Annotated in this window: 12 protein-coding genes and 1 tRNA gene; 9 read left to right on the forward strand and 4 right to left on the reverse strand. The window is 29.6% G+C overall.

Annotated elements, in window-relative coordinates:
* Window positions 1–44: 44 nt before the first annotated feature.
* Entirely contained in the window at window positions 45–647 is a 603-nt protein-coding gene (locus BBIDN127_RS01170) for a deoxynucleoside kinase (RefSeq protein ID WP_014023488.1), read from the reverse strand.
* Between the two features lie 409 nt (window positions 648–1,056).
* On the opposite strand from BBIDN127_RS01170, the gene BBIDN127_RS01175 reads away from it, so the two are divergent.
* From BBIDN127_RS01175 to BBIDN127_RS01190, 3 genes are all read left to right on the forward strand, one after another.
* Window positions 1,057–1,821: an MIP/aquaporin family protein gene (locus BBIDN127_RS01175; protein WP_014023489.1), complete on the forward strand. Its 765-nt coding sequence runs from the start codon at window positions 1,057–1,059 to the stop codon at window positions 1,819–1,821.
* Between the two features lie 43 nt (window positions 1,822–1,864).
* Window positions 1,865–3,370, forward strand: a complete 1,506-nt coding sequence (gene glpK / locus BBIDN127_RS01180) for a glycerol kinase GlpK (RefSeq protein ID WP_014023490.1) — start codon at window positions 1,865–1,867, stop codon at window positions 3,368–3,370.
* 264 nt (window positions 3,371–3,634) lie between these two features.
* Window positions 3,635–5,218 carry a glycerol-3-phosphate dehydrogenase/oxidase gene (locus tag BBIDN127_RS01190; RefSeq protein ID WP_014023491.1) on the forward strand — a complete coding sequence of 528 codons (1,584 nt, stop codon included), beginning with the start codon at window positions 3,635–3,637 and terminating at the stop codon, window positions 5,216–5,218.
* Window positions 5,219–5,308: 90 nt separating this feature from the next.
* Here BBIDN127_RS01190 and BBIDN127_RS01195 read toward each other — a convergent pair whose 3' ends face one another.
* Genes BBIDN127_RS01195 through BBIDN127_RS01205 form a run of 3 tightly spaced genes read right to left on the reverse strand, consistent with a single transcriptional unit; the run spans window position 5,309 to window position 7,370 of the window.
* Window positions 5,309–5,803 (reverse strand): DUF327 family protein, encoded by a 495-nt coding sequence (locus BBIDN127_RS01195; RefSeq protein ID WP_014023492.1) that lies wholly within the window; start codon window positions 5,801–5,803, stop codon window positions 5,309–5,311.
* Entirely contained in the window at window positions 5,790–6,344 is a 555-nt protein-coding gene (locus tag BBIDN127_RS01200) for a bactofilin family protein (protein WP_014023493.1), read from the reverse strand. The genes BBIDN127_RS01195 and BBIDN127_RS01200 overlap by 14 nt, the downstream gene beginning before the upstream one ends.
* Window positions 6,345–7,370, reverse strand: a complete 1,026-nt coding sequence (locus BBIDN127_RS01205) for a M23 family metallopeptidase (protein ID WP_014023494.1) — start codon at window positions 7,368–7,370, stop codon at window positions 6,345–6,347.
* 195 nt (window positions 7,371–7,565) lie between these two features.
* On the opposite strand from BBIDN127_RS01205, the gene rdgB reads away from it, so the two are divergent.
* The 6 genes from rdgB (at window position 7,566) to leuS (ending at window position 14,120) form a co-directional block, all read left to right on the forward strand.
* Window positions 7,566–8,171 carry an RdgB/HAM1 family non-canonical purine NTP pyrophosphatase gene (rdgB, locus tag BBIDN127_RS01210; RefSeq protein WP_014023495.1) on the forward strand — a complete coding sequence of 202 codons (606 nt, stop codon included), beginning with the start codon at window positions 7,566–7,568 and terminating at the stop codon, window positions 8,169–8,171.
* Between the two features lie 119 nt (window positions 8,172–8,290).
* Complete coding sequence (gene pepF, locus BBIDN127_RS01215; RefSeq protein ID WP_014023496.1) at window positions 8,291–10,063, forward strand: oligoendopeptidase F; 1,773 nt, start codon at window positions 8,291–8,293, stop codon at window positions 10,061–10,063.
* A gap of 13 nt (window positions 10,064–10,076) precedes the next feature.
* Window positions 10,077–10,781, forward strand: coding sequence for a phosphatidylcholine synthase (pcsA, locus tag BBIDN127_RS01220; RefSeq protein ID WP_014023497.1), 705 nt, complete (start codon window positions 10,077–10,079; stop codon window positions 10,779–10,781).
* Window positions 10,778–11,392, forward strand: a complete 615-nt coding sequence (locus BBIDN127_RS01225; RefSeq protein ID WP_094248959.1) for a DedA family protein — start codon at window positions 10,778–10,780, stop codon at window positions 11,390–11,392. The genes pcsA and BBIDN127_RS01225 overlap by 4 nt, the downstream gene beginning before the upstream one ends.
* A 20-nt stretch (window positions 11,393–11,412) precedes the next feature.
* A tRNA-Leu gene (locus BBIDN127_RS01230) sits at window positions 11,413–11,496 on the forward strand.
* 101 nt (window positions 11,497–11,597) lie between these two features.
* A complete protein-coding gene (leuS, locus tag BBIDN127_RS01235; RefSeq protein WP_014023499.1) occupies window positions 11,598–14,120 on the forward strand; it encodes a leucine--tRNA ligase in 2,523 nt (840 codons plus the stop codon).
* Window positions 14,121–14,129 lie beyond the last annotated feature (9 nt).

The raw sequence follows: 14,129 nt of genomic DNA on the forward strand, positions 1-14,129 counted from the left end.
ACACTCAACCTTAAAATAAAAGAATGTCAATCCACTATAAATAATTATAATACAAGTTTATCTCTAATTAAAGAAATCACTTTATTCTTATCTTCTTCACTAAAAATATTTATATTATCGTAAGAAAATTTTATTTTTGAAGACAAGTTATATTCATCGTACCACTTTAAATATTTCCTATTAAGCCCCTCAAGATAATCCCTTGGAATATTCATTTCAAAGCTTCTATTTCTATTTTTAATTCTGCGCTCAACCTCATCAATACTACAATCAAGGTAAACAAGCAAACTTGGTCGCTGAGAATGTTCAAGCATATTGTCAAGAAGATCGATATATATTTTATACTCCTCATCAGAAATGTGCCCATCACAATTTAAAAGAGACGCAAACACACAATCACCATAAATAGATCTGTCCAATATGCCCCCTTTTGTTCTAAATACACCTTTTATTAATTTAAACCTCTCATTAAGAAAATTAATTTGAACTGGAAATGCCCATCTGGATTTATCCTTATAAAATTTGTCCAATACAGCCAAAGTAAAATCATTATTCAGCTCACTGTAAAAAGGAACTTCCAGCTCCCTTGATAAAATATTTCCAAGGGTAGTTTTTCCTACCCCAATTAAACCTTCTATTACAATCACCAAGTCTACCTCCAAAATAACTTAAATAAATTCACACATAAACTAAAAAAGAATTACTAAAGAATAAAACTTCATTAATCAAAAAATCCAATGTAAAAATTTTAATATAAAATAAAAAATCCTTAAACAAATTTCAGAAAAGAAATTCACAATTTAAAAATTAAAATTTTTAAATTATTGACATTAATCTTAATTAAAAATAAGATATTAAATATAATTTTAATAAAACTTTTATTAAAAAAATTAATTATTTTTAGTAAAAAAGACTAAAATATAAAAAATTCTAACCATCTTGCAAAAAACACAATGATATTTAATTAAAAAATTAAATGTATTCTGATTCAAAAATTAAAAATTAAAACTTTTTAATAAAAAATAAAAATTGTTATAAAAATAAGGAGATATAATTATGAATTATACAAAATTCCAAGAATTTATATCGGAATTTTTGGGAACATTCATCCTATTGGCTTTAGGAACTGGATCTGTGGCAATGACAGTATTATTCCCCTCAAGCCCCGAAGTACCAGGAGAAATAATAAAAGGCGGATATACAAATATAGTATTTGGATGGGGATTGGGTGTAACTTTTGGTATTTATACAGCAGCAAGAATAAGCGGAGCACACCTAAATCCAGCTGTTAGCATAGGATTAGCAAGTACTGGAAAATTTCCTGTTTCAAAACTTTTGCATTACATTGTAGCGCAAATATTAGGGGCTTTTACAGGCGCATTAATGACACTTGTCGTATTTTATCCTAAATGGATAGAAATGGACCCTGGGCTTGAAAATACTCAAGGAATAATGGCAACCTTCCCTGCTGTTCCTGGATTTTTGCCTGGATTTATTGATCAAATTTTTGGAACTTTTTTGCTAATGTTTTTAATTTCTGTTGTTGGAGATTTTACAAAAAAATACAATGATAACCCATTTATTCCATTTATTATAGGAGCAGTGGTTTTATCAATAGGAATAAGTTTTGGAGGAATGCACGGTTATGCTATTAATCCTGCAAGGGATCTGGGGCCAAGACTTTTGCTCTTATTTGCTGGATTTAAAAATCATGGATTTAACAATCTAAGCATATTTATTGTACCAATAATTGGCCCAATAATTGGAGCAATTTTGGGAGCCACAATTTACGAATTTACACTAAAAAATAACAAAGACTAAAAGAAAAGATATTTATCTTTATTAAAGAAAAAAGGAAAAAACTATGAAGTACATTTTATCTATTGATCAAGGTACTACTAGCTCGAGAGCAATGGTATTTGACAAAAATGCAAACATAAAAGGATTTGCTCAAAAAGAATTTACTCAAATTTATCCACAACCAAGTTGGGTAGAACATGATCCTACCGAAATATGGGGGTCACAACTTGGAGTTATAACAGAAGCTATGGCAAATGCAAGAATTTTACCAAATGAAGTTGATGCTATTGGAATAACTAATCAAAGAGAAACCACAGTTGTATGGGAAAAAAATACAGGAAAGCCCATCTATAATGCAATAGTGTGGCAAGACAGAAGAACTGCAAAAATTTGTGACCAATTAAAAAACGAAGGAAAAGATAAAATTATTTTGGAAAAAACAGGCTTGGTGCTAGATTCTTATTTTAGCGGAACAAAAATAATGTGGATCTTGGATAATGTAGAAGGCGCCAGACAAAAAGCTGAAAATGGCGAATTGTGCTTTGGAACAATAGATACATGGATATTGTGGAATCTGACTCAAAAAAAAGAACATGCAACTGATTACTCTAATGCTTCAAGAACATTATTATTAAACATTAAAACATTAAAGTGGGATGATGAACTTTTAAGCATATTAAATATTCCAAAAGCAATTTTGCCTGAACTTAAAGAAAGTTCTACAATATATGGAAAAACAGACAAATCACTATTTGGAGCAGAAATTCCTATCGCAGGAATCGCTGGAGATCAATTTGCAGCAACATTTGGACAAGCCTGTCTTAAAAAAGGTATGGCCAAAAACACCTATGGAACTGGCTGCTTTTTAACAGTTAATATCGGAAAAGAACCAATCATTAGCCATGACAAGCTTTTAACTTCAATTGCATGGGGAAGAAAAAAATCTGTAACTTATGTTCTTGAAGGAAGTGTTTTTATTGGCGGAGCTGTAGTTCAGTGGTTAAGAGACGGTCTTGAATTTTTCAGAAAAAGCTCAGATGCAGAAGCATTAGCAAGCTCTGTCTTAGATAATGGTGGGGTTTATTTTGTACCAGCATTTGTTGGGCTTGGTGCACCCCATTGGGATTCTTATGCAAGAGGAACAATCATCGGAATAACAAGAGGATCAACAAAAGCTCACATTACAAGAGCTGCTCTTGAGAGCATCGCATTTCAAAGTTTTGATATACTAAATACTATGAAAAAATCCATTTCCAACTTTGAAATTCAAGAATTAAGAGTAGACGGGGGAGCAAGTCAAAACAATCTATTAATGCAATTTCAAGCTGATCTTTTAGAATGCAAAGTTGTAAGACCAAAAATAACAGAAACAACCGCTCTTGGGGCTGCCTACCTTGCAGGACTTGCAACAGGTTATTGGCAAAGTGCAGAAGAAATTATAAGCCTTTGGCAAGTAGATAAAATATTTGAACCTTCAATGCCTAAAAATCAAAAAGAAATGCTTCTTGAGAATTGGAACAGAGCAATTGAAAAATCAAAATCCTGGATACAGAATTCTAATGGTCTATAAAAGTTCAAAACAAGGCTTTGAATATCTATTGATATTGTGCATGCATTCAAGAAATAAACTGCCCAAACTTTATAAAAAGGTCCAATTCATTGAAGTAATACAAAAAATGATTAATATCATATTAAATCTAAAGAAAAATCACAAAAAATTGAAAAATTTATCAGCGCAATTGGTCTATAGTGCTATTCAATAAAATTAAAACAAATGGACTTTTCGAATTTCTTAAATCTAGTATTTAACTAAAAAGAAAAGAAATTAACCAAAATGGAGGAATATTTAAATTTCATGGATAATAACAAAGAAACAAAATTAAAAGATCTTGAAAATCAAGAATTTGATCTTATAATAATTGGGGGAGGCTCAACAGGGCTTGGCATTGCAGTAGACGCAATTACACGGGGATACAAAACAATACTTATAGAAAAATTTGATTATGCAAAAGGCACTTCCTCTAGGTCAAGCAAATTAATTCACGGCGGAGTAAGATATTTGGCCCAATGGAATATTTCTTTAGTTAAAGAAGCTTTACACGAAAAAGCCATTCTTGAGAAAAATGCACCCCATTTAATTAACGAATGCGCACTTATCACTCCTATTTATAATGTTTTAGAAATACCTTATTATTATTTTGGATTAATTTATTACCACAATCTTATGGGTAAAGAAAAAACAGCCAAATACAAAACTAAATTACTGTCCAAAACATCTACCATTGAAAAAGCTCCTAATATTAAAGCAGAAGGCCTTAAATGCTCTGTTCTATATTACGACGATTCATTCGATGATGCTAGAATGGCAATAACATTGTTAAGAACTTTTACAGAGAAAGGGGGTATTGCTCTTAACTATACAGAACTTAAAAAATTCAACAAAGAAAACGGAAAACTTTCGGGGGTTCTCATACAAAACAAATTGTCAAAAGAACAAATTTCATTAAAAAGCAAATGTATAATAAACGCAACAGGAATATTTTCAGATGAAATAAGAAGGTTGGATGATGAAAAAGCTTTAAACATTATCAAACCTTCCCAAGGTAGCCATTTAATAATCAAAAAAGACAAATTTCCCAAAAATCATGCAATATTAATACCTAAAACTAGTGATAATAGGATTTTATTCGCTATTCCTTGGTATGATAGTGTTGTTTGTGGAAGCACTGACATTCCAATAAAAGAAATAGAAGAAGAACCTAAAAGATTTGAAGAAGAGATTGACTTTATAATAAATAATTTAAATAGCTATTTAAATATTAAAATAGAAAAATCTGATGTAAAAAGCGTATACACCGGAATAAGGCCATTAATAATGGATCCAAAAGCTAAGGGAAACACTTCAAAAATCTCAAGAAATGAAAAAATATTTATATCAGATTCAAATCTTATTACAATAGCGGGGGGCAAATATACTACATACAGAAAAATGGCAGAAAAAACCTTGCTTAAGGCAATAGAAAAAAATTTAATACCAAATTGTGCACCAACTACAGAAGATTTAAAGTTACACGGTTATCTTAAAAAAGAAGAGGCGATGAAAATTCCTGAACCTTTTAGAGCTTATGGCAGTGACTTTGAAATTCTAAAAAATATGCGGGGTTTTGACAAAAAGATACACGAAAACTTAGATTTAAATGAAGCTCAAATAGCTTTTTCAATTGACTTTGAACAAGCCAAAACGATTGAAGATGTTTTAGCAAGAAGAACAAGATCACTGCCTTTAAATCCTCAAGCCACAATTGAGGCTGCTCCTAGAGTTGCTGAAATAATGATGAAAAAATTAAATAAATCTGAAGAGTGGAAAAATGAACAAATAAAAAGCTTTTTAGAAATAAGTAAAAAATATATAATTTAAAATTAATTTAATTTATGCTACTAAACAAAGGGATTGTTTAACAATCCCTTTTAATTTAAAACTTAAAATATCAAAATCCTTAAACCCAATTCACATTAGCAAATTCACAAGCAAACCTTGAATCTCTTCAATGCTATCTAAAAGTTTAATCTGAGTCATTTGATTTTGTAAAACAGAATAAGCAAGTCTGTCCAACTTATCGTTAATAATTTTAATAATTCTATACTTAGGACGCTTAGGATCTCCCAAACTTCCCCCTTTTTGTTCTTTCAAGCAAACAGAGGATGATATAATAATGGATATAAACTCTGAAATAACTTTTTTGTAAAAAATCACATTTTGCCTGGAAGGCTCACTCAAAAGTCTCTCGCCAGTCTCATTAATTTCATCTAACATACTTCTAATTAAATCAAGATTAAACTCTCCATTTTCAAGTAAAATAAAATGCTTATCCTCTTTAACACTTTCAGTCTGAAACACCGAAGAAAAAAGATTGTTCTTATCAAAAGACACCTTTTTACCACTTTTTTTATAATCTTTTGAATTAAGATTTAATACCCCAGCAATCAAATTATTTACTTTCATCTATTTTGTTCACAACATTTGAAAAATATTTATCATTTTCGCCTTCTAAAAGTTGAAAAGATTTTTTTTCTTCTTGATGTTCCTTATTGATTTCAATTAAAAGATCTTCATTGACCTTGTAAGAGCCAGTATAAAAAAATGTATTTCTTTCAGGAGCTCTAAGATACTCAGCACCAATATCCATATACCCATCAATAATAGCGCCCTCTTCAACTTCAATCGATTTACAAGAAATATTTCCAATAACACACCCCGATGCAAATATTTTAATCTTGCTTTTAGCATAAATATTACCCACAACCATTCCAGAAATAACAAGTTCATTAGCATCAATGCTGGATTTAACTCTACCACTCTCTCCAATAATTACCCTTTTCGTAGAGCTAATAGTGCCCATAAAATCACCATCAAGCCTAATAAAATTATTTGAAACCAAGTCTCCTTTAAAAAAATCACCAACGCCCACTATTGTTTTTATTTCATCAAAAATAAACAAAGACGGGGCTTTTCTTTCTTTTTTCACAGTCAAAAAATTTAACATCTATTTCGAAGCTCCTGTTGCTAAATTTAAATACATATCGGGATTAATAACTTGAGAACCTACACGAACCTCATAATGAACATGGGGGCCTGTTGCATAACCTGTCTGCCCCATAAATCCAATTATCTGTCCCTTTTTAACATAAGACCCCTTAGAAGTATTAAGACGCGACATATGTGCATAAAGAGTCGCAAGCCCATACTTATGCTTAATTTGAACAAAATTGCCGTAGCCTGCTGACTGATAACTTGCTCTAACAACTTCCCCATCAGCAGTTGCAACAATAGGAGTTCCAATTCTAACTCCCCCAAGATCTATACCTTTGTGAATATACCACTGCCTAGTAAAAGGCTCAATAGCGGGGCCAAAATGCAAAGTAATAATTCCAGCTCCACCAGCAAGAGGCCAAAGAGAAGGAATATCATTTAAAAGCTTATCTTGAGCGTGCAAGACCTTAACTATGCTTTTAAGAGGAGGAATTGAACTTTCTATTTTGCTTTTAATATTTTTAAGATCGCTAAGCTCTTTTATTGAATTAGCTTCCAAAATTTGCAAATCAATAAAATCAGAAAGATCTCCATCTAGTTTATTTTTATTTAAATCAATGCCATTAGAATTAATTTTTAAAGAAGTTTTAAGCTCATCTAAAACTTTAGAAAAATTTTTTGCAACAGAATTAATTTCTACAACTGTATTTCTAAAATCTTCAATCTCAGATTCTGCTAAAGAATAATTTTTCTCTGTGGATTTGACAATTGATGAGAGAGTAACATAATTAACGGCAAGCAAAACAAACCCTATAAAACCGCCTAAAAAAAAAGTAGAAAAGAAAAATAAAGTCAAAAAAGAAATCTTAATATTTTTTACATTCCCTTTAACATGGGGAATAATAATAAAGCTAATATTTTGCTTAAAAAAAGAATGTATAACTTTAAGGGCTGTAAACAAAGCATTATAAATAGCTAAAAAAAACTTTAAAATTCCTTTAAAACCCAAAATAATCTTAAATTTAATTCTTTTCTTCATAACAAACCTTATCAAAAATTACCATGCTCAAACAAAAAAATTAAAAATTTATTTTAATACCTTAGACAAAAATCCAAATTTTTCGATAAAAACCTGGTACAAAAATACTTAACAAATACACAAAATTAAAAAGAATAATACTTAAAACCAATATAATTATACAATTCAACTCATAAATACTTTATTATTATATAGATGAAAACACTATTTTTTGCAACAACAAATGAAAATAAAATAAATGAAGTAAAAAATATATTAGATATACCTAATTTAAACTTAATAGTCCCTCAAAATTTTAACATAAAAGAAACAGGAAAAACATTTAAAGAAAACTCTTTGCTTAAAGCAAAAGCACTGTTTGAAATTTTAAATAAAAATCAAAACGTTTTCGGAGAAGATTCTGGGCTGTGCATTGAGGCACTAAACTTGGAGCCTGGAATTTACTCTAAAAGATACGATACTTATAAAGTATGTAAAAAATTAAGCACTAATGAAAAAAATCAACTAATTTTAGACTTAATGAAAAATGAGAAAAACAGAAAAGCATATTTTATATGCAACATAAGCTATATATCAAAAAATGGACAAATATTAAATTTTGAAGGAATTATTAGAGGGGAAATTGCCCTAAGTTTAAATGACAAACAAAACTATGGATTTGGTTATGATTCAATATTTTTAACTAAAAATAATAAAAAACTTAGTGATTTAACACTTGAAGAAAAAAATAAAATATCTCATCGAGGAATAGCATTTTTAAAATTTAAAAAATTTTTATTAGAATATTTATTCAATAGTTAATCTTAAAGGCTTTTTATATATAAAGTTTAGACTTTATTGTAAAATAAAAAGCACAATGTTTATAAAATTTCGACTTATTATTTCTTTAAAAACAATAAAAAAAGATAGAGGAGAATTTAGTGATAAATAGAAATGAAATTAATGAGAATGATAAATGGGATTTATCTTTTCTATTTGCAAATGAAGAAGAATATACAAAAGCAATCAATACTATTGAAATCAAAACCAAAGAATTCAAAAAATATGAAAAACTGGAATTAAATTTTGATTTGTTTAGAGAAACTTTAAACAAATACTACGAAATCATGGAAGATTTAGAGAAAGTCTCTTACTATTCAATGCTTCAATTAGAAACAGATGTAACCAATACAGATTCAAATAAAATATATTCTATATGTGTCAATTTATCTACAAAAGTATCTGATGCTACCTCATACTTCATGCCCAAAATACTAAAAACAGACGAAAAAAAAATTCAAGCTTGGATAAATGATCCGGAGCTTAAGGATAAAAAAATTGCAATTGAAAAAATACTAAGAGAAAAAAGTCATATTTTAAGCGAACAAGAAGAAAAAATACTTGCTAACTACACCCCTCTTTATTCATCTTATCAAAGCATATTCTCAGCATTAACAAATGCCGATATGGAATTTGGAGAAATTAATGGACACCCTTTAACCAATTCTACCTACACGCTATTTCTACAAAACGAAGATCAAAAAATACGAAAAGAAGCTTTTTTAAGATTTTATCAAAAATACAAAAATAATGAGAATACACTTGCCAATCTTATTATATCAGACTTTAAGAAAAGCCATTTTATTGCAAAGACAAGAAAGTTTCAAAATACTTTTTCAATGCAACTCTTTTCAAACAATATTGATAAAAAAGTTTATACAAATTTAATCGAAACTGTCAATGAAAATTTATCTGTGCTTAATGACTATTATGAGTTTAGAAAAAAAGTTTTAAACCAAGAATATCTATATCACTACGATGTTTATGTACCACTAACAAAAGGAATAACATTTAAAAATTCATTTGAAGAGGCTTGTGAAAAGATATTAAAATCTTTAGAGGTACTAGGAAATGAATATACAAAAATCTTAAGAAACGGCCTTTTAAAAGAAAGGTGGGTTGATAAATACGAGAATACTGGAAAAAGATCGGGAGCTTTTAGCGCAGGATCATACAACGGCAAACCTTATATACTTCTTAATTACAAAGACGAATCAATAAGAGATATGTTTACGCTTGCACACGAAGCAGGGCATTCAATGCACTCTTACTTTAGCATAAAAAATAACCCATTCCCGCACTACAATTATTCTATTTTTGAAGCAGAAATAGCATCAATAATAAACGAACAAATATTAGCAGAATATTTGCTTAAAAACGAAAGCGATACTAAAAAAATAAAATATATAAAACTCACACAAATTGACGACATGATTTCAACATTCTTTAGACAAACAATGTTTGCTGAATTTGAGTACATTATTCATGAAATGATTAGTAAAGAAGAGCCTGTAGTAAAAGAAACACTAACAGAAACTTATATGAATTTGCTAAAAAAATACTTTGGACCTAGCCTAAAATTTGATGAATTAAGCCCCCTTGAATGTCTTAGAATCCCTCACTTTTATTCACCCTTTTATGTGTATCAATATGCTACAGGCATTGCAGCTGCTCTTTCAATATACAAAGACATTAAAGAAAATAAAAAAGATGCAGTAGAAAATTATATAAAATTTTTAAAAACGGGTGGTTCCAAATACCCACTAGATTCCTTAAATATTACCGGCGTAGATTTAACAAAAAAAGCACCAATAGAAAACACTATTAACATTTTCAAATGTAGACTTGAAGAGATAAAGAAAATATTCCAATAAAAGGAGAGTTACTGTGAAAAATATCAATTTGATTTTAGCTTGGCTTGTACATATTTTTACAGCATCTGGCTTGATTGTAGGACTTTACTCAATAATTTCAATTGTAAATAGTGATTATTCTCTTCTTTTAAAGCTAACAGTAACGGGACTTATAATAGATGGAATTGACGGAACTATGGCAAGAAAACTTAAAGTTAAAGAATTAATACCTGAAATTGATGGCACTCTGCTTGATAATATTACAGACTACATAAACTATACATTCATACCTGTTATATTTTTTTATTTAGGAGAATTTATTGAAGAAAAATATAAAGTCGTCATTTGCATTGGAATTTTGCTCTCATCAGCTTATCAATTCTCAAGAACAGATGCAAAAACAAATGATAACTACTTTAGGGGATTTCCTTCCCTATGGAATCTCTTTGTGATATTAAACATAATCTTTAAAATGGAACAAATAACAAATCTTATTACAATGTCAATATGTATTATAACAAGCTTTATCCCAATAAAATTTATTTATCCATCAAAAACCAAAGAATTAAGGAAAATTACCATACCAATAACAATAATAAGTTGCTTAATATTTGTTGTATCAATATTTTCAGAGCTGTCCACAACAACGTTAAAAATAGCAAAAACGGTTCTTATCCTTTACTTTGCATATTTAACTTTAGCAAGCATATATTTAACTTATAAAACAAAAAATAGATGATAAAAATGTATATAAACACAATAATAGAATCGATTGATTCAAACATAGCTTATTCCCCAATAGTATTTTTTTCTTTACTAATTTTAGCAGGGCTTAATGTTCCTATTTCTGAGGATGCAATAGTACTAATGGGGGGAATTTTATCTAGCCGAAAAAATGAATATACTGTATTAATATTTTTAGGAATTTTTTGGGGAGCCTATCTTGGGGACATAATATCTTTTTACATTGGAAAATTAATGGGAAATAAATTGTTTAAAAACAAAAAAGAAAATAACCTGCTTGACAAAATAAATTACTATTATGGTCAATACGGAGTATTAACTTTATTTATAGGAAGATTTATACCCTTTGGAGTTAGAAACGCAATATTTATATCAGCAGGAATGGGCAATATGAAATCCAATCTATTTATTGTTTCTGACTTTTTTGCAACTTTGCTCTCAGTAATCGTTTATTTTACCCTAAGCTTTAAACTAGGACAATCATTTGAAATAATATTTTCAAAAATAAAAATAATTATATTTGCAATATTTATTACTTTAATAGCAACAATAATAATAATCTGCGTAATTAAAAAAAAGAAAAAAGTTGACAAAAATTTAAAATAAAAAATATAATGGTTAATAACGCTGTGGTGGTGGAAGTGGTAGACACGCTAGCTTGAGGGGCTAGTGGGCGCAAGCCCGTGCTGGTTCAAGTCCAGTTCACAGCATCAAAATTATTAGCAGCTTATTAAATAAAATTAACATAAATAGGATCTAAAAAGATACTAGAAAATAAGTTGTTGTTATAGGTTAATTTTCAAGAGGACAAATGTCTAAATACGAATTCATAAAAATTGAAAAAAAATGGCAAGAATTTTGGGATAATAACAAAACATACAAAGTAGAAGAAGATCCAAACATTCCCAAAGAAAAAAGATTATATATACTTGACATGTTCCCCTATCCTTCTGCCAACGGACTTCATGTTGGCCACCCAGAAGGATACACAGCCACTGATATATTTGGAAGATACAAGCTTTTGAATGGATTTCATGTACTTCACCCAATAGGGTTTGATAGCTTTGGGCTTCCTGCTGAAAATTACGCAATACAAACAGGAACTCACCCTCAAAAAAGTACAGAAGAAAATATTAACAAGTTTAAAAAACAAATAAAAGCTTTGGGGTTTGCCTATGATTGGGATCGAGAAATTAGAACGCACGAGGAAAATTACTATAAATGGACACAATGGATTTTCTTGCAATTATATAAAAAAGGCCTAGCTTATGTAAAAGAAATGCCTGTATGGTACTGCCCCGAACTTGGAACAGTGCTAGCAAATGAAGAGATCATTCAAACTCCAGACGGACCAAAATCTGAGAGAGGATTTTACAAAGTCGAAAAAAAATATTTAAAACAGTGGGTTTTAAAAATTACAAAGTATGCTGAAAGATTGTTAGACGACCTTGAAGAATTAGAATGGCCTGAATCTGTAAAAGAAATGCAGCGAAATTGGATTGGCAAATCAACAGGGGTTGAAATTGACTTTGAAATTGAAGGTCACAGCGATAAAATCAAAGTTTTTACAACAAGACCAGACACAATCTTTGGCATCACATATTTAGTAATAGCACCGGAAAATAAACTAATAGAAAAAATAACAAAAAACAACTTTAAAAAAGATGTCTTAAAATATGTAAAACATGAAGAACTCAAAAGTGATCTTAAGAGAACCTCCCTTGAAAAAGATAAATCGGGAGTTTTTACAGGATCTTACGCATTTCATCCAATAACAAATGAAAAAATTCCAATTTGGGTTGGAAGCTACGTACTGGGAACTTACGGAACCGGAGCTGTAATGGGCGTTCCAGCACACGATGAAAGAGACTTTCAATTTGCTAAAAAGTATCAATTAAAAATTTTACCTGTGATATCAAAATCGGGGAAAAATGAAATATTAGAAAAAGCATTTATTAATGATGGAATTTCAATAAATTCTCCTAATGAATTTAATAATCTTAAAAATTCTGAGGTAAAAGAAAAAGTAATAGAATGGCTTACTAAAAACAAAAAAGGGAAAGAAAAAGTTACCTATAGGCTTAGAGATTGGATTTTTTCAAGACAAAGATACTGGGGCGAGCCTATCCCCATTTTGTTTGATAAACTTGGAAACGCAATACCTTTAGAGGAAAATGATCTTCCCTTAAAGCTTCCAGAAATTGCAAACTATAAACCTTCTGGAACAGGAGAATCTCCACTGTCAAGAATTAAAGACTGGGTAAACGTAAAAGAAATGGATCTTACAAGAGAAACAAACACAATGCCTCAATGGGCAGGCTCTTGTTGGTATTATTTAAGATACCTAGACCCTAAAAATCCAAAAGAGTTTGCAAACAAAAAAAAAATTGAATATTGGATGCCAGTTGACCTATACATAGGTGGAGCTGAACATACAGTATTGCACCTGCTTTACTCAAGGTTTTGGCACAAGGTTCTTTATGATCTAGGGTATGTAAATACCAAAGAACCTTTTAAAAAGCTAATAAATCAGGGCATAATAACATCATTCTCTTATCAAAAAGAAAATGGAGTTTTAATACCTAATGACCAAGTTGTAGAAAAAGACAATAAATTTTTTGACAAAAAAGATAACAAAGAAGTAACCCAAGTAATTGCCAAAATGTCAAAATCTTTAAAAAATGTAATAAATCCAGACGACATCATTAAGGAATTTGGAGCAGACTCAATGAGAATTTATGAAATGTTTATGGGGCCGCTAACAGATTCTAAACCTTGGAACACTAAAGGCATTATTGGTGTTTTTCGATTTTTAAACAAAATTTGGAACTTAAGAGAAAAAGAATTATCAAAAGACAATCCTCCAAAGGAAATAATATCTGAACTACATAAAGTAATAAAAAAAGTCACAGAAGACACAGAAAACCTAAATTTTAACACGGCAATCTCTGCTATGATGATATTTATAAATGAACTTCTAAAGTATGAAAAAAATTATTTAAACATATTTAAGCCATTTATCATTATTTTATCTCCCTATGCACCTCATTTAGCAGAAGAGCTGTGGGAATACATTGGAGAGCTTCCGAGTTTATTCAAAAATTCAAAATGGCCAAAATTCGATGAAAGCCTTATTATTAAAGATAAAAAAGAAATTGTTTTACAAATAAATGGAAAAATAAAAGACAAAATTTTACTAAACAAAGAGACAGACGAAGAAGAACTAAAAGAAATAGCAATGGAAAATAGCAAAATAAAATCAAATTTATTCAATAAAAAAATAGTAAAAATAATTGTAATTAAAAACAAGCTTGTCAACATAGTGATAAAGTAAAAAAGAGGC

The sequence above is a fragment of the Borreliella bissettiae DN127 genome (assembly GCF_000222305.1).
Classification (GTDB): domain Bacteria; phylum Spirochaetota; class Spirochaetia; order Borreliales; family Borreliaceae; genus Borreliella; species Borreliella carolinensis.

What these genes read in the sequence shown, in the direction of transcription:
- BBIDN127_RS01175 (WP_014023489.1), top strand. Translation starts at nt 1,057, where the DNA reads ATGAATTATACAAAATTCCAAGAATTTATATCGGAATTTTTGGGAACA.
- glpK (WP_014023490.1), top strand. Translation starts at nt 1,865, where the DNA reads ATGAAGTACATTTTATCTATTGATCAAGGTACTACTAGCTCGAGAGCA.
- BBIDN127_RS01190 (WP_014023491.1), top strand. Translation starts at nt 3,635, where the DNA reads ATGGAGGAATATTTAAATTTCATGGATAATAACAAAGAAACAAAATTA.
- BBIDN127_RS01195 (WP_014023492.1), bottom strand. Translation starts at nt 5,803, where the DNA reads ATGAAAGTAAATAATTTGATTGCTGGGGTATTAAATCTTAATTCAAAA.
- BBIDN127_RS01200 (WP_014023493.1), bottom strand. Translation starts at nt 6,344, where the DNA reads ATGTTAAATTTTTTGACTGTGAAAAAAGAAAGAAAAGCCCCGTCTTTG.
- BBIDN127_RS01205 (WP_014023494.1), bottom strand. Translation starts at nt 7,370, where the DNA reads ATGAAGAAAAGAATTAAATTTAAGATTATTTTGGGTTTTAAAGGAATT.
- rdgB (WP_014023495.1), top strand. Translation starts at nt 7,566, where the DNA reads ATGAAAACACTATTTTTTGCAACAACAAATGAAAATAAAATAAATGAA.
- BBIDN127_RS01225 (WP_094248959.1), top strand. Translation starts at nt 10,778, where the DNA reads ATGATAAAAATGTATATAAACACAATAATAGAATCGATTGATTCAAAC.
- leuS (WP_014023499.1), top strand. Translation starts at nt 11,598, where the DNA reads ATGTCTAAATACGAATTCATAAAAATTGAAAAAAAATGGCAAGAATTT.